This is a genomic window from Erwinia piriflorinigrans CFBP 5888 (genome assembly GCF_001050515.1).
Classification (GTDB): domain Bacteria; phylum Pseudomonadota; class Gammaproteobacteria; order Enterobacterales; family Enterobacteriaceae; genus Erwinia; species Erwinia piriflorinigrans.
The window spans coordinates 87,333-107,537 of the sequence record NZ_CAHS01000015.1 but is presented as its reverse complement, the minus strand read 5'-3'; the positions used below and the strand labels follow the sequence as shown (position 1 = coordinate 107,537).

Below are 20,205 nucleotides of genomic sequence, written 5' to 3'. Positions count from 1 at the left end.
TAAGGGAAAGTGAAGGTTATTGTGCTCCGCACCTCGGAATTTTTCAATGTGTTACAGGTCGTGCAGGATCTCCTTCAGTACGCCTTTATGCAGGCGTCTCGCCTTGCCAATCCTACAAGGATACCGGACGGTTGGCCGGATATATTGCCCCGATAACGCTGGCCTCGCGCGCTCCGGTAACGGAAGGTAAATTGCCCGACAGGCCACTTAGCGTACGCCAGGCTAGCCATGCGAAGGCCAACGCCTCCATGTCATCGCCACTGATACCGGCTTTATCGGTGCTCATGACTTCAGTTCCGGCTAACTGGGCGGCAAGACGCGCCATTAGCAGCTGATTATTCGCACCACCTCCGCAAACCAACAGACGATCGCACCCTCCGCTTAGCATGACCTGTTGCGCAATCGTGGTTGCTGTCAGTTCGGTTAAGGTCGCTTGTACATCCTGCGCCGGCAAGGCGGGAAAAGAGCAAAGTTGTTGTTCAAGCCAGCTCAGGTTGAAATATTCCCGACCGGTACTTTTTGGCGCGCTGAGGGCAAAGTAAGGATCAGCCAACATTTGTTTGAGCAGTGGCCAGACGATATTTCCCCCGGCTCCCCAAGCACCCTCTTTATCATAGGCTTTCCCCTGCTGACGCCAAATCCAGGCATCAAGCAACATGTTACCTGGGCCCGTATCGAATCCGCGCAGCCCTCGTCCTGGCAGCAGCAGCGAAAGATTAGCAATACCGCCTATATTTAGTACCATGCGACGTTCCGCCGGGTGCATTAACACCGCATGATGAAATGCAGGAACCAAGGGCGCGCCCTGCCCACCCAGCGCCATGTCGCGCCGCCGAAAATCACCCACGACGGTGATACCGGTCATGGCCGCTATCTGATTGTTATCGCCGATTTGTAAAGTGTTAGGTGCCTCACCCTGCGGCTCGTGCCACACGGTTTGACCGTGGCAACCGATAGCCGTTATCTCTTCGCCTGACAGTCCCTGCTGTCTGAGCAAAGCCAGAATCGCTTCGGCAAAAAGTTTGCCCAGACGAGTATCCAGCTGCCCCAACTGCGACAATGTAAGCGATTGCCCCTGACACACAGCAAGAATTTGCTGGCGTAGCGCCTGCGGCATCGGATGATGGTAGCTGGCCTGCTGCGCGACCATATTTTCATCAATCACCGCCAAGACAACGTCGACCCCGTCGAGGCTGGTTCCGGACATCACACCGATATATCGTCCTGATTTCATCCTATCTTCCGCCTTTGCCCGTAAGCCGGGTATGAGATTCATTGCGCCAGCTTGGCAAAATTAGCTGATGATTTCTATCGCTCGTTGGTTTTTTAATTTTTTTACTATCCCAATAGGAATTTTATAGTGATTGATTCGGCGTTCAGGTAGCGCGGGATAGCTTATTGCTGGAGTCGCGACACACTTAAGTGAGAAAAATCGCGATAATTGCCTTATAATAGAGCGATTATACGCTGCCCGCCAAATGCTCGCAGCACCTGCAACAAATAGGAGTTTTAACATGATGATGCGTTTGTTAATCGTGGCACTTACAGGGGTTACGCTGGCTGGGTGTGTTAATGATAATTCACTATCTGGTGATGTTTACTCGGCTTCCGAAGCGAAACAGATTCACAGCGTAACTTACGGTACGCTGGTATCAGTTCGTCCGGTGCAGATTCAGGGCGATGATAATACTAACGTTATTGGAGCGATTGGCGGTGCTGTATTAGGCGGCTTCCTTGGTAATACTATTGGCGGCGGTACAGGCCGTAGCCTGGCTACGGCAGCAGGTGCTGTGGCGGGTGGTGTAGCTGGTCAGGGCGTTCAAGGCTCTATGAATAAGAGCCAGGGCGTTGAACTTGAAATTCGTCGTGATGACGGCAGCACCATTGCCGTCGTTCAGAAACAGGCTGCAAGCCGTTACGCTGTGGGTCAACGCGTAGCAATGACCTCTAATGGCAGCGAAGTAACCGTTTCTCCGCGTTAAATTTAGCGCCTGAAAAAAACCGGCTCACATGCCGGTTTTTTTATTCATCCCTTCCCTGTAAATCGAGAATATTCCTTTCTAATTTCGCGATCAGCGTAACCATTTTATCGATCTCAGTCGGCGAAATACCGATTAAAATATCATCACGAGTGCCAGAGATAACCTGCTCGACCTGCGTGATAATCGGCTCCGCCTGGCAGGTCAGGCTGATCCGTTTTGCCCGGCGATCGTTCGCACAGGTACTTCGCGAAATCAAACCTTTTTCTTCCAGTTGGTCCAGAGTGCGCACCAGTGACGGCTGCTCAATGCCAATCGCCTTTGCCAGCTGAATCTGAGATTGCTCAGGAGGTAACTGATGGATGTTATGCAGTGTTACCCAGTGAGTTTGTGTCAACTCCAGCGGTTTTAGCCTCTGGTCAATGAGTGCTCGCCAGATGCGTACTAACCTGGCCATATCAGTTCCCAATGGTGTATCCAATTCTCACTCCTTATAATTAGCTTGCTAACTATCAAGCCACATTTTAGACTATTTTGCGATTTTACAGGACAAAATACAAATCCATCATTATTTGAATGGCGTATTCCGTGTTGAGATGCATGGCGCATACTGACGATAAGGATTTATCTGGTGATAACCTCTTTTTACCTATGGAAATCCCGATGGCAGAACTGGTTTTAGGCGCTTCGCTCTATTTTCCACCGTTTTTTAAAGCCTTGCTGCTGGGTTTTTTCTTCTGGCTTTTACTTCATGCCCTGGTACGTGACTGGATCTATTCTGGCGATATCTGGCATCCCACTCTGCTGGATCTTTCGCTGTTTATCCTTTGCGTAACGGCTTCACAGTGGCTTTTAATCATCGGATAACTTCATGAAACTGAGTTCATTTAAATATCTTTCCACCCTGTTCTTTTTTGCTGCTGCACTCTGTGCCGGTTGGTTGCTGTGGAACTTTTATATGCAGTCACCCTGGACGCGTGATGGAAAAGTACGCGCAGAACTGGTCAATATTACGCCGCAGGTCTCCGGTCGAATTGTTAAACTGGAAGCACGAGATAATCAGTTTGTTCATAGAGGCACCGCATTACTCACGATTGATAATGAACCTTTCCGCATCGCGGTGTTAAATAGTGAAGCTCAGCTTGCCAAAGCGCAGTCAGACTTAGTGAAAGCTCAACATGAGGCACATCGCCGTCAGAGCCTGTCGCGTAACATGATCTCTGCGGAAGATCTCGATTTTGCCACTCTGGCGGTTAAAGCCGCGGCTGCCGTTGTTCGGGCGGCGCAGGCAACTCTCGACCAGGCCAAATGGAATTTGTCACAAACGGTGCTCTACGCACCGACAGATGGATGGGTCAGTAATCTGGTCACCCGTGAGGGAAATTACGCCACCAGCGGCACCCCGCTGTTTGCGCTGGTGGATAGCCATTCTTTTTACGTGATGGGGTATTTTGAAGAAACCAAGCTACGCCATATTCACGCGGGTGCCCGGGCCGAAGTCAGACTCTACAGTGACAACCAGCCTTTGACTGGCGTGGTTGACAGTATTGGCCGCGCTATTTATGACCAAAGTGTGGAAAACAACAGTGGTCTGACCCCTGATATAAAACCTAATGTCCCTTGGGTGAGGTTGGCACAACGCATCCCCGTGCGTATACGTCTTAATGCGGTTCCTGCTGGTTTAACCCTCGTCGCTGGGACCACCTGCACGATCTCCATCCAGCACTGAGGAGATCATGAATCTGAGCGGGTTGGAATGGCAACAACTTCCGTGGATTAAAGCAACCGCCGGTCAGTGGCGCTATGCGCTGCGTAATGCGATAGCGATGTGTCTGGCGCTGAGTGTTGCTTATGGACTTCAGCTGGATGAGCCGTATTGGGCAATGACCTCGGCTGCCGTTGTCAGCTTTCCGACTGTCGGTGGCGTTATCAGCAAAAGCCTCGGGCGCATTGCCGGCAGTATGTTGGGCGCGGCAGCCGCCCTGATCATTGCCGGTCATACCCTCAATGACCCTTGGCTATTTGCTTTATCCATTTCCAGCTGGCTGGGGGTTTGCACATGGGTATCTAATCATTATCAAAACAATGTTGCCTACGCTTTCTCACTTGCCGGATATACGGCTGCCATTATTGCTTTCAACAGTGTAAATGTCGTTGAGATTGAGAGTATCTGGACCATTACCCAAGCTCGGGTTTGCGAGGTTATTTCCGGTATTCTCTGCAGTGCGCTGATGATGATGGTGCTACCCAGCACCTCTGATGGCGATGCGCTGATTAAATCGCTCAAAGAGATGCACGTAAAGTTGCTTGATCACACCCATCTGCTGTTACAGATAGGCAGTCATGACGATATGCGTCACGCCCATGAAAGCATGATTGATCAAATACTGACGATGAACCTACTACGGATTCAGGCTTTCTGGAGCCATTACCGTTTTCGCCGTCAAAACAACGTGTTGAACTATGTGCTACATCAACAGTTGCGCTTGACCAGCGTGATTTCCAGCTTACGCCGTATGTTGCTGAACTGGGATAATGCTCCCGACTCTTTGCTTACCGCCATTCACCTTCTGCTGGCAGAGTTGGCCAATCCTGATACGAACAAATATCGCCTCGCCCAAATCCTGCTGAGCGCAGCACCTCGGGAAAAGTCAGATTACCGTCACAAAGCATTTTGGGATCGTCTGCGCTATCTCTGCTGGCTTTATCTTGATACTTCACGCTGGCTACGGCAGTTTGAGCGCTCAGATGGAAAAACTCATCTCTCTCCTCCGCGTGTACCAGCGTTAGCCCGCAAAGCAGATGGCGTAGAAGCGGGCTGGAATGCGCTGCGAACGTTCAGTGTTATCTTACTGGGGTGCGGCTTCTGGATCACAACCCAGTGGAGCTCCGGTGCATCAGCCCTTACTCTGGCTGCCATAAGCTGCGTTCTTTATTCCTCGGCACCATCACCCACTGGCAGCGCCTCACTATTGCTTAAAACTCTTGGTCTGCTGGCAATATTTAGTTTTGTGATGAAATTTGGTTTCATGGTGCAGGTGACAGCGTTATGGCAATTTATTGTCATACTGTTCCCGCTCTTGCTAACACTACAATTGTTTAAATTGCAGCAGAGGAAACGCGCGTCGCTATGGGGTCAACTTATTGTATTTATGGGTTCATTCCTCGCCGTCACTAACCCGCCTACGTATGATTATCTGAGCTTTATTAATGACAATCTGGCAAAGATTTGTGGTGTCATTCTGGTATGGCTTGCCTTTCACCTGCTGCGTCCAAGCTCCGATCAACGCCGTAGCCAACGCCATACACGTGCGATAAAACGGGAATTTGCCGACAGGTTGCTAAGACGCCCCCACTTTAGCCAGGAAAGCTTTGAATCGCTGATTTATTACCGTATTAACCAGCTTAATTCCAGTGGTGACGATCGGGCGCGTCTGTGGCTTGCGCGCTGGGGAGTGGTATTACTCAACTGTTCGCATATCGCTTGGCAGCTACGAGCATGGCAGCACTGCTCATCTGAACTTACTCAAATACGCGATGCTGTTCTGTGCGACTTGCAGAGTATTGTTGGCGACCACGGAGTCAGACACGTTCCACTGGTTCAAACACTGGAACGGCTTCAACAGCGAATAGATCTGCTTACTGCCAGCAAGGAGGAAAACGCAGCTGAGTTGACAGGTATTATTTGGCGCCTGGCATGTTCGCTGACACCGTTGAAATCGGTATAAGTGTGATTGCGTTAACACTATTTGATGTTTCCCTAGACAACATACATCAAATAATGGAAGAGCGCCCCAGACCTGTAAAACTGACTATTTTCATTTTCACTGTGGTGATTTATCGTACAACCTCATAAATTGACATAAACGTAACGTCGGTAAGGACTTTAGGGAGGAAAATATGCAAGGAGTAAGGATTACACCCGCGTGTGACGATATGACAGCAATTAAATTATCACAACGGGAGATGCAACGGGATATTAGAGAACTCCGTCAGGAGGTTAAACATGACTCTTGTGCTCTACGCCAGGAGATTAAACTGGACATTGATACCTTGCGCCAAGAGGTGAAGCAGGACATTGACACTCTGCGTCAGGAAATCAAGCAGGACTCCGCTGCTTTACGTCAGGAAATCAAGCAGGAATCCGCTACTTTACGTCAGGAAATTAAGCAGGAATCCGCTACTTTACACCAGGAAATTAAGCAGGAATCCGCTACTTTACGCCAGGAAATTAAGCAGGAATCTAGTGCTATACGCCAGGAAGTTAAACAGGGCATCAGCACTCTGCATCAGTACATTACTAATGATATGAGTCATTTACGCCATGATTTGCACAGGCTTCAGCAGAATGCCAGAGCCGACTTCAGACTGCTATTCGGCGCGCTAATTTCTATCGCAATGGGTATGTCGGGCCTTGTGGCAAAAGCATTTCACTGGATTTGAATACGTTTTGCAGGCCTTCGAGGTACGGGAATACCTGCCGAATCCAGTGGTAAACTTCGTCAACGGCTTTGATATCTTCTGACTGCACTCAAACCGCCATCAAAAACGGGCGGTAAACCGTAGCGGTTGTGGTGGCTTCAACTCTGGAGACACACAAGGGGATTTTGCTACCCAACTTGGGCACTGGCTAAAATAAGGTTGGCTGTTGCGGTTCATCCGGCGCAGCATAAACTGACGTGCGCTGGTGGCGCAACAAACGCTGACGACAAAGACGCAGGATATCTCTTTTCTGTGAATCACTGAAGGTCACCCAGCTAAAACGCTCTTCACGGCTACGCCAACAACCGCGACAATAGCCGCGATCGTTTACCTGACAAACTCCCTTACAGGGGTTGGGTACCGGAAATAACTCAAGCTGTTCAGCCACGATGACTCCTGATCAATCCGCCAGCTTTAATTGAAGTCGGCTCAGCGTTTGTCTGCAAGCTTTGGCTGATGATTGTGACTGAAATATTCACGCAGCGCACGTATGGCCTGGCGGCTTTTCTCCGGCAGCACCCGTTCCAGCGTTAACGCCGTCAGCTTGAGCGGAGTAGCACGCCACTCGGGTAATAACAACATCAGTTGCCCGGAATTCAACTCTTCCTGCACCTCATGTAGCGGCTGCAAGGAAATCCCCATCCCCGCCACGGTAAATGCCCGTATGACATGCATACTGTCACTCACCACCTGACCTTCTGCCATACGCAGTGTGATCGCGCCTTCACGTGGATGATGGAGAGTAACGTGCTGATGAGAGCGATGTCCGTGAACCCAACGATGAGAAATAAGCGCCTGGGCAGTTTCCGGCACGCCGTATCGCGTGAGGTAAACCGGGGCTGCGCAGACTACCATCGGCCACTCTGCCAGCGGATGTGCGATGATATTAGCGTCACTCAACTGCCGACTGAATCGCAAAGCAATATCAATACGGTGTTCAATCATGTCCAGCACATTATCAGTGGCTAAAATGCGTAATTTGAGTCCAGGATGTTGTTGTAAAAGGGGTGATAAGGCGCTGCACAATGGCTGACCGCCAATGCCCGGAGTCGAACTGATGCGTAACTCACCGCTCAGCGTATCGCGCATTTCAGCCAGCTGCCTCTCGGCCTCGTGAGCCTGATCCAACATCGCCTTGCAACCCGGAAAAAATGCCGCCCCCGCTTCGGAAAGTGCCAGCTTACGCGTGGAACGGTGCAACAACGGCACACCCACCGACTGTTCAAGCGATCTCAGATGCTGGCTCACCGCCGAAGGTGACATTCCCAGCCGACGGGCCGCACCAGCTAACGATCCTTCAGTCACGACAATAGCAAAAATCGCCATACGGTTGAGTTTTTCCATGATTCGTAAGCTCTGCTTCATTATAAAAGTGAAATATGCCACTTATCGTGGCCGCTGTTAAGCAGTAAGCTTCAATACACACTTTAAAGAGGAACAAAATAATGAAAATTACCGTTATTGGTGCTACAGGCTTTGTCGGACCGGATGTGGTGAAAGAAGCACTGGCGCGCGGACATCAGGTCACTGCCGTTTCACGTTCAGCCAAGAATCTGCCTGTGGCAGACAATTTGAGCCTGGCTCAGGGTGATATTCACAATAGCAGCTGGCTAAGCGGCGTGCTGAAAGGCCAGGATGCGGTCATTAGCGCTTACAATCCGGGATGGTCTGAGACCGATCTGTTTGAGAAATATACCAAAGGCAGCGAGCAAATCCTCAAAGCTGTTCGTGAGAGCGAAGTCAAACGCCTGCTGGTGGTCGGCGGAGCTGGCAGCCTGGAAGTTGCACCCGGTGTTGAACTGGTGGATACCGAAGCCTTTCCCGCCGATATAAAACCCGCTTCGCTGGCCGTCCGTGCGCTAAGAAATCATCTCCAGGCCAATGAACAAGCTCTCGACTGGACCTATCTTTCTCCAGCAGCCTCTCTCGAACCCGGGCCACGTACCGCCCAATTCAGAATAGGGAAAACGACCTTACTGATGAATGGTGATAAACCTGCATCAATCAGCGTTGCCGACCTTGCAGTGGCCATACTCGACGAAATTGAAAATTCGCAACATATTCACCAGCAATTTACCGTTGGTTACTAATCTTTCGGCCCGCATCGGGTGGGCCGTTGCTTCCTTTTGAAATAATTAAGGTTTCCCTAAGATTTTATGGTTAATCTGAGCAGATATTTTCTTTTATCTGGACGACCATGAAAGCCTTGCTAAACAGGTTACGTTGTAACGAAATCATTTTTAATTGTAGTGCTGCGGCATTTTTCACATTTTTCCTGAATGGCCTTTTTTTGCTGCGCGCCTGGCAAACGATACCCGTTTATGGTCTGCGCGATTATCTGTTCGCTGCCACAATTCCGCTCGTGCTTTTCTGTGCGTTCCTTGTCATCTTCAACCTCATTGCTCTCCCGTGGTTAAGAAAGCCCCTACTCTCTGCTTTAGTGGTCGCCAGTGCTGCCGCTAATTATTTTATGTTCAACTTCGGCACGGTTATCGATACTAATATGATCCAGAATGTATTCGAGACCGATTTGCAGGAAGCCTCCGCGCTTTTCAGCCTGCGCTACCTGATATGGTTACTCCTGCTAGGTGCACTCCCGGCGGTCATTCTTTGCCTGTGCCGAATTGAAAATAGCCGTCCATGGTGGATGTCGATAGCATGGCGTGCGCTGACTTCCGTGGCTGCCCTGCTGTTGATCGTGCTTGTTGCGGCTCTTTTTTATAAAGATTACGCATCAATGGTCCGCAATAATAAAGGGCTGGTGAAAGTGATCACCCCAGTTAATGTGGTAAGCGGCATCGGTCATTATGCTCACGATCGATGGTTCTCCGGTAATAAGGCGTTAACCGCGATTGGTCAGGACGCAAAAAAAGGCGAACTGATTACAGGCAGCAAAAAGAAGACGCTAGTGGTGTTCGTTTTGGGCGAAACGGCACGAGCGGAGAATTTCTCTCTGGGTGGCTACACGAGGGATACTAATCCGAAATTACAGCGCGATAATGTCATTTACTATCAACATGCGACCTCTTGCGGTACGGAAACCGCCATTTCTGTTCCTTGCATGTTTTCCAATATGCCACGTAAGGGCTATGACGCCAGCCTGGCAGTCCATGAGGAAGGTTTACTTGATGTGATGGCTCACGCCGGTATCAATATCTTGTGGCGTGAAAATGACGGCGGCTGTAAAGGCGTCTGCAACCGGGTGCCGCATAGCGATATGACCCAATGGAAGGTGAGTGAGTTGTGCAGGAGCGATTATTGCCTGGATGATGTACTACTACACCGGTTGAACAATTACATCGACAGTATCAAAGATGATTCTGTGATCGTACTTCATCAAATGGGAAGTCATGGCCCGGCTTATTTTCTGCGCTATCCGCGGGAAGCGCGTCAGTTTACGCCAACCTGTGACAGCAACCAGATTCAGGACTGCGATCGCCAGGCACTGATGAATACGTATGACAACACGATTTTGTACACCGATACGATGCTGGACAACACCATTAACCTACTGAAATCTTATAACGACCGGTTTAATGTGGCGATGATCTACCTCTCCGATCATGGTGAATCATTGGGAGAACATGGAATGTATCTTCACGGCACACCTTATCTGTTTGCACCGACTCAACAGACACATATTCCTATGTTACTTTGGATGTCTCCTGATTACGCCACAACATTTGGTATCGACAGTCAGTGTCTGCAACAGCGGGCTAAATTTGAAGAGGTCTCTCAGGATAATGTGTTCCATACTCTGTTGGGAATGATGAATATACAAACCCAGCAGTATCAGCCAGCACTCGATATGATCCGAACGTGCCGTAAGGCAGGCTGAATGTTGAAAGACGCCGTCAGTGCAGTTAGGCTGTCATGATGAATAAAACGACCCTGTTTGATACTCGTGAGCATTTGCTGAATACCGGCGAGCAGCTTTGTCTGCAACGCGGTTTCAATGGCATGGGCCTGATTGAGCTACTTAAACAAGCAGAAGTGCCTAAAGGGTCTTTTTACCATTATTTTCCTTCAAAGGAAGCATTTGGCGTGGCAATGCTTAAGCGTTATTTTGCCGGTTACCACCTACGGCTGAGTGACTTTCTCAACCATCACCAAGGCAGCTATCGACAGCGGGTGCTTGAGTACTATCGTCAGTCTGTCCAGAACTCTCAGAAAAACAGCTTTGCGGGATGTCTCTCCGTGAAGCTTTCCGCTGAAGTTTGCGATCTTTCTGAAGCAATGCGCAGTGCGCTGGAAGCGGGTTCAACAGCATTGATCAACACACTGGCCGCCGCGCTGACAAAGGCGCAGCTGCAAGGCACACTTTCTGATGAGCTAAACTGTGCTTCGTGCGCACAAACACTTTATACATTTTGGCTGGGAGCCAGCCTGCAAAGCAAAATTTGCCGCGATAAGGCTCCCCTGCTTAATGCCTTACATGAGATGAATCTCATCCTGCGCGTTAAATAAAAAAAATCTTACTAGTCGACCGGTCTATCAGGAGCGAGTAATGAAGCTGAACAAACTCTTTACACCATTAACACTGGGTGCTATCACCGTACCAAATCGTATTTTTATGGCTCCTTTAACGCGCCTACGCAGCATTGAGCCAGGCGATATTCCGACACCTCTGATGGGTGAATATTATCGGCAGCGCGCCAGCGCCGGGCTGGTTATCACCGAGGCCACGCAAATCAGCGCTCAGGCTAAGGGCTATGCAGGCGCGCCTGGGCTGCACTCTTCCCAGCAGATTGCCGCCTGGAAAACCATCAACGAAGGCATCCATCAGGAAGGCGGCCATAGTTCGGTACAACTGTGGCATACCGGACGCATTTCACACACCAGCCTGCAACCGGGTGGCACTGCGCCGGTATCAGCCTCAGCAATTAACGCCGACACCCGAACCACGCTTCGTGATGCCGGGGGCCATGCGATACGTGAAGCGACCTCAACCCCACGCGCACTGAGCACTGATGAAGTGTCTGGTATTGTCGATGACTTCCGCCAGGCGGTGATCAACGCTCGTGAAGCCGATTTTGACCTGGCAGAGCTGCATGCGGCACACGGATATCTTATCCATCAGTTCCTGTCACCGGCTTCAAATCAGCGTGAGGACAAGTATGGCGGCACCATCGAGAATCGTACCCGTTTCGCTCTGGAAGTGGTGGATGCGGCAATAGACGGTTGGTGTGCCGACCGCATTGGCATTCGTATCTCTCCGCTTGGCCCATTTAATGGCCTGGATAATGGTGAGGATCAGGAAGCCGCCGCCCTGTATTTCATTGGCGAACTGGCCAAGCGTAACCTGGCCTATCTGCATATTTCTGAACCTGACTGGGCTGGGGGTAAACCGTTTACCTCCGAATTCCGGCAGGCAATTCGTGCCAAATACCCTGGGGTGATCGTTGCTGCCGGAGGTTACGATGCAGAGAAAGCTGAAACACTTATCACAGAGGGCCTGATTGATGCCGCTGCTTTCGGCCGGAGTTATATTGCCAATCCCGACCTGGTCGATCGTCTGAACAGTCATGCAGGTCTTAACAAACCCCAGCCAGAAACTTTCTACGGCGGTAACGCTAAGGGCTACACCGATTATCCAAGGCTCGGCGAACAGCTCTAAGGTTCGCGCCTGATGGTATTATCACTATAATGAGTTATACGTCATCGGAATGGTGACGCTAATAAAAGAGGATGTTATGCGTTTACTTCATACCATGCTGCGCGTTGGCGATCTGCAACGCTCCGTCGATTTTTACACGAAAGTATTGGGCATGCGCCTGCTGCGCACCAGTGAAAATAGCGAGTACAAATACACGCTCGCCTTTGTTGGCTATAGCGAAGAAAGCGAAGGTGCAGTTATCGAACTCACCTACAATTGGGGCGTGGATACCTATAACCTCGGTGACGCATATGGCCATGTTGCTCTGGGCGTGGACGATGTTGCTGCGACCTGCGATCGTATTCGGAATGATGGTGGCAATGTGACCCGCGAAGCCGGCCCGGTTAAAGGCGGCACCACGATTATTGCGTTCGTAGAAGATCCAGACGGCTATAAGATCGAACTTATTGAAAATAAACATGCCGGTCACGGTATCGGCAACTAAGTTTGGGGGTGCTTTTCAGGCACCCCAATCCCCCTCCCTGCTGCATCAATCAGCAAAATTTGCCATAATGCGCGCTGCCTTTTTTTGCCAATGAGATGCCGATGTCTGAATCTAATGAACTTAATACTTTAAGCAGCCGTTTTCGCGGGTTTTATCCAGTGGTGATCGACGTCGAAACCGCAGGTTTCGATGCTAAAACCAATGCCTTGCTGGAGATCGCGGCGGTAACGCTGAAAATGGATAACGATGGCTGGCTGGTAAAAGACGAAACGCTTCATTTCCACGTCGAGCCCTTCCCCGGTTCGGTTCTCCTTCCTGAAGCGCTGGCATTCAACGGAATTGATCCATCAAATCCCTTACGCGGTGCGGTCAGTGAATATGAATCTTTGCATGCCATTTTCAAACTGGTGCGTAAGGGGATTAAAGATAGTGGCTGCAATCGGGCGGTGATGGTGGCACACAATGCCACTTTCGATCTCAACTTTATGAACGCTGCCGCGGAACGTGCCACTCTAAAACGCAACCCATTCCATCCCTTCGTCACTTTTGACACCGCAGCCCTTAGCGGACTGGTACTAGGGCAGACCGTGCTGGCAAAAGCGTGTCATGCAGCCGGCATGCCTTTTGACAGTGCGCAGGCTCATTCAGCACTCTACGACACCCTGCAAACGGCCGATCTCTTCTGTGAACTGGTTAACCGCTGGAAGCGGCTGGGCGGGTGGCCCCTGCCTTTCGCCGCGAAAAGCGATGCAGGCCACTCACCAGATTAGCCCGGGCGTTGCGGAAATTTGATGTGGTCATGCCAGTCAGCTGATTCACTGACTGGCTTAAAAGCTACAATGCCGAATTTATCACGCCGGTCATCGCTGTTATTCTGCGGTGTTATCGGGGTATTTTTGGGCTGTCTCTTTAATCAACTGTTGCAGTTCACCACGCTGATACATTTCAATAATGATATCGCAACCCCCTACCAGTTCACCGTCTACCCACAGCTGCGGAAACGTTGGCCAGTTGGCAAATTTTGGCATTTCAGCACGAATGTCAGGGTTTTGCAGGATATCCACATAAGCGAAACGTTCGCCACAGGCAGAAAGTGCCTGTACCGCCTGAGCGGAAAAGCCGCAGCTTGGCAGCTTCGGTGAACCTTTCATGTACAGCAGAATTGGATTTTCTGCGATCTGGCGCTGAATTTTTTCAACAGTACTCATAAATGCCTTCCTCAATACGGTATTTCGTGTATAGGCTGTAGCCAGCCATGATTGTCGCTATTCTGGCCTGGCGATGAAATTGACACTTTCAGTTGTTGGCAGGCCATAATCCGTCAGGTGATCGGATGATGATAACAAAATAACATTTTCTTATGGCCTGTGCTGCATCAGTTGACATTTTAACGCCAGAACATGCCAGGTTAAACAACTGATTGTGTTTAATATTAAACCCTATAACCGCTCTGTATTATTGTAACAAAAAAGACCTTACCTTTTGCTATTCAGTTAGTTTAGAATCTTGACAACCTTCTGCCAGTGCGCAGAAATCACTTTTTATGATTGCGTTGCTCTTTTCGCAGCGCACTGACTGTTGATGGAAACGATGCGTTTATTCATTACGCTTTTCTTGTTGGCCTTTGCTCAGCTATTTTTTAATATGGCGCACGCATCGCCCCACACGCCTGTCAATGCAAATCAGCTCAAAGCCGATCGTAATAGCGCGCGAGAAGATGAACGGCGCAAGCGACGCGCGGTCAAATCTTCCTCGACCAAAAAAGTCAAAGCGTCGCCGATTAAAAAAACTAAGCAACCCGCAAAAGTAGCACACCTCGCCCCGGCGCATAAACAGAAGTTAGCCAAGACAGCGGCTACCAGACAGCCAGCGCAGAAAACCAGCAAACTTCGCCATCCGTTAAGCCGCACGGCTAGCGCTAAAAAGACAACGAGAAAACATTACGGCAGGCAGCGTGCGGATCGTAGTTTAGCAACGGTTGGCAGGAAAGAGGCGGCAGGCCCACTGACACTCAGTACGGCGCATCGCATCCGTTATCAGAAAGCCCGTGAGACCGCAGTCACTAAATTGATGGGGCAACTGGGTAAGCCCTATCTGTGGGGCGGCAGCTCGCCTAAAACCGGCTTCGACTGCAGCGGCCTTGTCTGGTATGCCTATAAAGACCTCGTCAAATTCAAAATTCCTCGCACCGCGAATGAAATGTATCACCTGCGCGACGCGGCTCCGATCAAACGCGACCGCCTTGAGAAAGGCGATTTGGTGTTTTTCCGTATCAACGGAAGAGGCACCGCCGATCATGTGGGTGTTTATCTCGGCGGAGATAAGTTTATCCAGTCGCCGAGGACAGGCAAAGATATCCAGGTCAGTGCGCTAAGTAACGATTACTGGCAAGAACATTATGTTGGCGCACGTCGAGTCATGACGCCGAAAACGGTTCGTTAATGGAATATTCCCCCGACGGGCCGCGAGAATAATCTCCTGGCCTGTGACTTGATTATCATCTCACTCTGCAACAGCTCAAATCCTCAATCTGCATACGGCTTTCAGTTTTCATCCTGATGAGCCGTTTGTTAAGGTTTATGCCCGCAAATTTTCCTATCCTTGATGGTAAAATTCTCGTTTTCTTTGCGCAGCCTTGTTAGAATTCCCCCCTTAATTTGCGCAACAGCCCCTAAACCAGACGTGATCGGTTCCGTGCGTCCTTCTGCGTACAGATTTATCCCTTCCCGACCGCTTTAAACTTCCCTTAATAATTCTGGCTCGTCGGGAAAAGCCTGGGCTAAGGCAAACGTTTAACAAACCAGTTATCAGTAGGTTACTGATAACACCAGGAGTACGATTTTCATGGCAACAATTAAGGATGTGGCAAAGCGCGCCGGTGTTTCCACCACCACCGTGTCTCACGTCATCAATAAAACACGCTTTGTCGCCGACCAGACACGCGAAGCGGTGTGGGTAGCAATCAAAGAATTGCATTACTCGCCCAGCGCCGTAGCTCGCAGCCTCAAGGTCAACCACACCAAGACGATTGGCCTGCTGGCAACCTCAAGCGAAGCACCCTACTTTGCTGAAATCATTGAGGCGGTAGAGAATAGCTGCTTTGCCAAAGGCTACACCCTGATTCTGGGTAATGCCCATAACAACATAGAAAAGCAGCAGGCTTATCTGTCAATGATGGCGCAAAAACGTGTAGATGGGCTGCTGGTAATGTGCTCTGAATACCCGGATGCGCTGATTTCGATGCTTGAGGATCACCGTAATATTCCAATGGTCGTCATGGACTGGGGCAAGTCGCGTGGTGATTTTACCGATACGGTACTGGATAACGCGTTTGAGGGTGGCTATCTTGCGGGACGTTATTTAATTGAACGCGGACACCGCGATATTGCCGCCATCCCAGGCCAGCTGGAGCGCAACACCGGGGGCGGACGCCATGCGGGATTTTTGAAGGCTTTGACCGAAGCGGGTATCGCACTTCGTGATGAATGGCTGGTGCAGGGAGATTTTGAACCAGAATCCGGTTACCGCGCTATGCAACAAATTTTGGCGCAAAAACAACGCCCAACCGCCGTTTTCTGCGGTGGGGATATTATGGCGATGGGTGCAATCTGCGCAGCAGATGAAATGGGCCTGCGAGTCCCACAGGATATCTCTGTGATTGGCTATGACAACGTGCGCAACGCCCGCTATTTCACTCCAGCATTGACTACTGTACACCAACCGAAAGAGCGTCTTGGCGAAACAGCGTTCAATATGTTACTTGATCGTATCACCAGTAAGCGTGAAGAATCGCAAACTATTGAAGTCTATCCCACTTTGATTGAACGACGCTCAGTGGCGGACGGCCCTTACCGCGACTACCGCCGTTAATCTTGTCTCACCGCCGCATCGGATTACTCACTCAGCCATTCGGCATTAAGCGTTTCTGTACTACCAAGATACTCCAGCAGCCAGCTCAGCGCCGGTGAGGCGCTTTGCTCTGACCAGCTCAGACAGCATGGGCTGTCAGGGAAGGGTGAGCTAAGAGTCAGTTCACATAATGTGTTTTGCTGTAATAACGGTTGCGCAAAATGCCCCGGAACCATGCCAACGCACAATCCCGCGTGCAGGCAGTCAAAGGCACTTTCCCAGTCAGGTACCACCAGGCGACGCTGATTATCAAGCGTCCAGGTTGTGCGCTTGGGTAGCGCGCGCGAGGTATCTTCCAGTACCAGCGAAGGCCACTCGCGCACTAACTCATCTGTCAGCAGTCCGGGCCGCCCGGCTAGCAGATGTTGTGCATTAACCACGCAGCGCCAGTTCAGACTGCCCATATCCCGAAATGCAAAACGCCCCCCTACGGGAATCGCCTGCGTGGCACCTATCGCGACATCCACCCGACCATCCGCCAGTGCATCCCAAACGCCGTTAAAGACTTCTGGCATGATATGCAGCTCCATGTCCGGGAAATGGCGGTAAAAATCCACTACCAGCTGTCGAGTCCGTGAAGGACGTACTATGCAATCAACGGCGATATTGAGCTGCCCTCGCCAGCCGTTTGCCACCTGTTGACAACGGCGGCGCGTGGTAAGCATTTTTTTGATAACAGAACGGGCTTCTTCGCTAAATACTCGACCGGCATCGGTCAGTACGACGTCACGATGACGCCTTTCGAACAGACTAACGGCCAGCCACTCTTCCAGCTGACGCACCGTATAGCTTACCGCAGAGGGCACGCGGTGCAACTCGGCGGCGGCGGCGGTGAAACTCCCGGTTCGAGCTACGGCATCAATGACTTCAAGTGAATGTTCGGACCACATATTCAGCCTTCAAAAATTTTCACATCACTTAACGAATATTAGCGTTTCACAGACTGTCCCGCACGCGATTACACTGCGCAAGCAAAAAAAACGCATAACAAGAGTAAATTTTTATGAATTCGAAAGGTTTTATGATTTACCTGGCGCTGCTGAGCATGCTGGGCTTCCTCGCCACGGATATGTACCTGCCAGCATTTGGCATGATGCAGCAGGATCTTAATACACAGGCCGGAGCTATCAGCGCCAGCCTAAGTATTTTCCTGGCTGGCTTTGCCTGTGCCCAGCTGGTCTGGGGCCCCCTTTCCGATCGCATCGGCCGCAAGCCAGTACTGTTAATGGGATTAAGTCTGTTTGCTATCGGCTGTGCCGCCATGCTTTGGGTGGATTCAGCGACGTCGCTGCTGGCATGGCGTTTTGTGCAGGCTGTCGGGGTATGCGCTGCAGCGGTAAGCTGGCAGGCACTGGTCGTTGACCGCTACAGTGGCGCGCAGGCTAACAGGGTCTTCGCCACCATCATGCCGCTGGTCGCACTTTCACCAGCGCTGGCCCCGCTGCTGGGTGCATGGCTGTTAGGTCATTTTTCATGGCAGGCGATATTCGTCGCACTTTTACTTATTACTCTGCTCCTGCTGGTTCCGACTTTTCTTCTGCCATCACAGCCGGGGTCGGATAAAAGCACATCGGCATCTGATATAGCTGCTCCGGGCTTTATCACCCTGCTTAAATCACCCGTTTACTGTGGCAATGTGGCTATCTATGCCGCCTGCTCAGCCAGCTTCTTTGCCTGGCTTACCGGCTCACCGTTTATCCTGGGAAATTTAGGATTGACGCCTGGTGATATTGGCCTGAGCTACGTACCACAAACTGCGGCTTTTCTTATCGGCGGCTTTAGCTGTCGTGCGTTGTTAAATCGATTTGCCGGACGCAAGATCCTCCCCTGGCTACTGGCGTTCTATAGTCTGAGTATTGTTTCGCTCTACTTAATTGCGCAACTCCCTCAACCCACGTTATGGACGCTATTACTCCCCTTCTGTGGTATGGCAATGGCGAATGGGGCTATCTATCCTGTTGTTGTGTCTAATGCCCTGCTGCCGTTCCCTCAGGCCACCGGTAAAGCGGCTGCCCTGCAAAACATGCTACAGCTCAGCCTGTGCTTTCTCGCCAGCATGGCAGTATCGACATGGATTGGCGCGGCGCTGCAAACCACGGTGTTCGTGATGCTGATAACCATTTTATTAGCAACATTAGGTTATTTCGTTCAGCGCAAGGGCGAGAAAAATCTCATGTTGCAAACAGAGGCGCAGCACCTATAAATCAACCTGGTCAACTGGTTAGCAAGCTAACGATAAGCCATTGAACAATACTGCCTGCAGGCATATACTTCCTAATGTCATGTAAAATAATAAGCTCATATTATTCTTCTGGCCGGAATAGATGCTGTGCAGGCTTTCTGCGATCGGCTTTAGGTCTGATTGCCTAGATTTTCTAACTGAACGCATCCATTTCAGCCTTTTTACGCATCAATCAGTCCTCTTTTACGTTGTCATCAGGCTGCGGTTTTTGCCGCATATTCTCTTACCGTTCTCTGAGAATTGACTACTCTTTTCTCAGGTATCAATCACACAGGGTGATGGAGAAGCTATGAGTTCATCGTGTTTAGAAGAAGAAAGCCTGACCGATAACCAGTGGTACCGAATCGTTCAGGAAATATTGAGTAAGGCTGATATTGAAATAAACGGAACTCGTCCCTGGGATATCCAGGTGACTAATACCAACTTTTTTAAGCGAGTACTCCAGGAAGGCTCTTTAGGTCTGGGTGAAAGTTATATGGACGGCTGGTGGGAATGTGAACGTTTGGATATTTTTTTTCAGCGTGTGCTCAACGCGCACCTTGAGCAACAGCTTCCCCATCATTTCAAAGATACCCTGCGTATCGCCGCTTCTCGTTTAACGAATTTGCAGTCTCGTAAACGGGCCTGGATAGTGGGTAAAGAACATTATGACTTGGGTAATGACCTCTTTACTGAAATGCTCGATCCCTACATGCAATATTCCTGTGGTTACTGGAAACAAGCAGCAACGCTAGAGCTGGCACAGGAAGCCAAACTGGAGCTGATCTGCGCAAAACTTCAGCTTAAACCAGGCATGACGCTGCTTGATATTGGCTGCGGCTGGGGAGGACTGGCTGAATATGCAGCCCGTCATTATGGAGTCAGTGTGGTTGGAGTGACGATATCCGCCGAACAGCAAAAGCTGGCCCAGCAACGCTGCAACGGACTCAGCGTGACAATCCTTCTGCAGGACTATCGTGATCTTCAGCAGCAGTTTGACCGCATCGTATCCGTTGGCATGTTTGAACACGTCGGCCCGAAAAATTACGCCACCTATTTTGACGTAGTGGATCGTAATTTAAAACCCGATGGCGTTTTCCTGCTGCACACGATTGGTGCCAGCAATACCAACGACCACGTTGATCCCTGGATAAACAAATACATCTTCCCCAATGGCTGCCTCCCTTCCGTGCGCCATATCGCTGAAGCCAGCGAGCCGCATTTTGTGATGGAGGATTGGCATAATTTTGGTGCTGATTATGACGTCACGCTGATGAACTGGTATCAGCGCTTTTTGGCAGCCTGGCCGCTGCTGTCAGAGAAATATGGCGTGCGTTTCAAACGTATGTTTTCTTACTATCTGAATGCCTGTGCGGGTGCTTTTCGCGCCAGGGATATTCAACTCTGGCAAGTGGTATTCACTCGTGGGACAGAAGGCGGGATCAGCGTGGCGCGTTAAGAATGCTTAAAAAAACGGGCGACGCTGAAGGGACGCCCGTTCTTTATTAATCCG

Annotated in this window: 21 protein-coding genes; 15 read left to right on the top strand and 6 right to left on the bottom strand. The window is 50.4% G+C overall.

Translation table 11 applies throughout. The annotated features are described in order from the left end of the window. Window positions 1-112 precede the first annotated feature (112 nt). Complete coding sequence (gene anmK, locus EPIR_RS08785; protein ID WP_048697232.1) at window positions 113-1,234, bottom strand: anhydro-N-acetylmuramic acid kinase; 1,122 nt, start codon at window positions 1,232-1,234, stop codon at window positions 113-115. Window positions 1,235-1,514: 280 nt separating this feature from the next. Here anmK and EPIR_RS08780 point away from each other — a divergent pair, with 280 nt between their 5' ends. Continuing rightward, complete coding sequence (locus tag EPIR_RS08780; protein ID WP_023655002.1) at window positions 1,515-1,982, top strand: outer membrane lipoprotein; 468 nt, start codon at window positions 1,515-1,517, stop codon at window positions 1,980-1,982. Window positions 1,983-2,022: 40 nt separating this feature from the next. Here the strand turns inward: EPIR_RS08780 and slyA are convergent, their stop codons facing one another. Further along, window positions 2,023-2,460 carry a transcriptional regulator SlyA gene (slyA, locus tag EPIR_RS08775; RefSeq protein WP_048697230.1) on the bottom strand — a complete coding sequence of 146 codons (438 nt, stop codon included), beginning with the start codon at window positions 2,458-2,460 and terminating at the stop codon, window positions 2,023-2,025. Window positions 2,461-2,642: 182 nt separating this feature from the next. Between slyA and EPIR_RS08770 the strand changes: the two genes are divergently transcribed. The 4 genes from EPIR_RS08770 (at window position 2,643) to EPIR_RS08755 (ending at window position 6,422) form a co-directional block, all read left to right on the top strand. Next, the gene (locus EPIR_RS08770; RefSeq protein WP_420834758.1) at window positions 2,643-2,846 is read left to right on the top strand and encodes a DUF1656 domain-containing protein; all 204 of its coding nucleotides are present in this window, start codon (window positions 2,643-2,645) and stop codon (window positions 2,844-2,846) included. A gap of 4 nt (window positions 2,847-2,850) precedes the next feature. Continuing rightward, window positions 2,851-3,708 (top strand): efflux RND transporter periplasmic adaptor subunit, encoded by an 858-nt coding sequence (locus EPIR_RS08765; RefSeq protein WP_023654999.1) that lies wholly within the window; start codon window positions 2,851-2,853, stop codon window positions 3,706-3,708. Window positions 3,709-3,715: 7 nt separating this feature from the next. After that, a complete protein-coding gene (locus tag EPIR_RS08760; RefSeq protein ID WP_023654998.1) occupies window positions 3,716-5,707 on the top strand; it encodes an FUSC family protein in 1,992 nt (663 codons plus the stop codon). Window positions 5,708-5,915: 208 nt separating this feature from the next. Next, window positions 5,916-6,422: a hypothetical protein gene (locus tag EPIR_RS08755; RefSeq protein ID WP_240987356.1), complete on the top strand. Its 507-nt coding sequence runs from the start codon at window positions 5,916-5,918 to the stop codon at window positions 6,420-6,422. 187 nt (window positions 6,423-6,609) lie between these two features. Here EPIR_RS08755 and EPIR_RS08750 read toward each other — a convergent pair whose 3' ends face one another. Together EPIR_RS08750 and EPIR_RS08745 are read right to left on the bottom strand one after the other, a co-directional pair. Further along, the gene (locus tag EPIR_RS08750; RefSeq protein ID WP_240987360.1) at window positions 6,610-6,852 is read right to left on the bottom strand and encodes a DUF1289 domain-containing protein; all 243 of its coding nucleotides are present in this window, start codon (window positions 6,850-6,852) and stop codon (window positions 6,610-6,612) included. A 38-nt stretch (window positions 6,853-6,890) separates the two neighbouring features. Continuing rightward, the gene (locus EPIR_RS08745) at window positions 6,891-7,805 is read right to left on the bottom strand and encodes a LysR substrate-binding domain-containing protein (RefSeq protein ID WP_048697227.1); all 915 of its coding nucleotides are present in this window, start codon (window positions 7,803-7,805) and stop codon (window positions 6,891-6,893) included. A gap of 101 nt (window positions 7,806-7,906) precedes the next feature. Between EPIR_RS08745 and EPIR_RS08740 the strand changes: the two genes are divergently transcribed. The 6 genes from EPIR_RS08740 to rnt all read left to right on the top strand — a co-directional run bounded on the left by EPIR_RS08740 (window position 7,907) and on the right by rnt (window position 13,332). After that, window positions 7,907-8,551, top strand: coding sequence for an NAD(P)-dependent oxidoreductase (locus EPIR_RS08740; protein ID WP_023654994.1), 645 nt, complete (start codon window positions 7,907-7,909; stop codon window positions 8,549-8,551). Between the two features lie 107 nt (window positions 8,552-8,658). After that, on the top strand, window positions 8,659-10,299 hold the full coding sequence (gene eptA, locus EPIR_RS08735; RefSeq protein ID WP_023654993.1) for a phosphoethanolamine transferase EptA: 1,641 nt from the start codon (window positions 8,659-8,661) through the stop codon (window positions 10,297-10,299). A gap of 38 nt (window positions 10,300-10,337) precedes the next feature. Further along, complete coding sequence (locus EPIR_RS08730) at window positions 10,338-10,928, top strand: TetR/AcrR family transcriptional regulator (protein WP_048697457.1); 591 nt, start codon at window positions 10,338-10,340, stop codon at window positions 10,926-10,928. Window positions 10,929-10,968: 40 nt separating this feature from the next. Beyond that, window positions 10,969-12,078: an alkene reductase gene (gene nemA / locus EPIR_RS08725; protein WP_023654991.1), complete on the top strand. Its 1,110-nt coding sequence runs from the start codon at window positions 10,969-10,971 to the stop codon at window positions 12,076-12,078. A gap of 76 nt (window positions 12,079-12,154) precedes the next feature. Next, window positions 12,155-12,562, top strand: coding sequence for a lactoylglutathione lyase (gloA, locus tag EPIR_RS08720; RefSeq protein ID WP_023654990.1), 408 nt, complete (start codon window positions 12,155-12,157; stop codon window positions 12,560-12,562). 95 nt (window positions 12,563-12,657) lie between these two features. Continuing rightward, complete coding sequence (gene rnt, locus EPIR_RS08715; protein WP_023654989.1) at window positions 12,658-13,332, top strand: ribonuclease T; 675 nt, start codon at window positions 12,658-12,660, stop codon at window positions 13,330-13,332. 99 nt (window positions 13,333-13,431) lie between these two features. Here the strand turns inward: rnt and EPIR_RS08710 are convergent, their stop codons facing one another. Next, entirely contained in the window at window positions 13,432-13,770 is a 339-nt protein-coding gene (locus EPIR_RS08710; RefSeq protein ID WP_023654988.1) for a Grx4 family monothiol glutaredoxin, read from the bottom strand. Window positions 13,771-14,152: 382 nt separating this feature from the next. On the opposite strand from EPIR_RS08710, the gene EPIR_RS08705 reads away from it, so the two are divergent. Next, complete coding sequence (locus tag EPIR_RS08705; RefSeq protein ID WP_048697223.1) at window positions 14,153-15,004, top strand: C40 family peptidase; 852 nt, start codon at window positions 14,153-14,155, stop codon at window positions 15,002-15,004. Between the two features lie 402 nt (window positions 15,005-15,406). After that, window positions 15,407-16,432: an HTH-type transcriptional repressor PurR gene (gene purR, locus EPIR_RS08700; RefSeq protein WP_023654986.1), complete on the top strand. Its 1,026-nt coding sequence runs from the start codon at window positions 15,407-15,409 to the stop codon at window positions 16,430-16,432. Between the two features lie 23 nt (window positions 16,433-16,455). Here the strand turns inward: purR and punR are convergent, their stop codons facing one another. After that, window positions 16,456-17,361, bottom strand: coding sequence for a DNA-binding transcriptional activator PunR (punR, locus tag EPIR_RS08695; RefSeq protein WP_023654985.1), 906 nt, complete (start codon window positions 17,359-17,361; stop codon window positions 16,456-16,458). Between the two features lie 113 nt (window positions 17,362-17,474). Between punR and punC the strand changes: the two genes are divergently transcribed. After that, window positions 17,475-18,674 carry a purine nucleoside transporter PunC gene (punC, locus tag EPIR_RS08690; RefSeq protein WP_023654984.1) on the top strand — a complete coding sequence of 400 codons (1,200 nt, stop codon included), beginning with the start codon at window positions 17,475-17,477 and terminating at the stop codon, window positions 18,672-18,674. Between the two features lie 328 nt (window positions 18,675-19,002). Further along, the gene (gene cfa, locus EPIR_RS08685; protein WP_023654983.1) at window positions 19,003-20,151 is read left to right on the top strand and encodes a cyclopropane fatty acyl phospholipid synthase; all 1,149 of its coding nucleotides are present in this window, start codon (window positions 19,003-19,005) and stop codon (window positions 20,149-20,151) included. The last annotated feature ends 54 nt before the right edge of the window (window positions 20,152-20,205 follow it).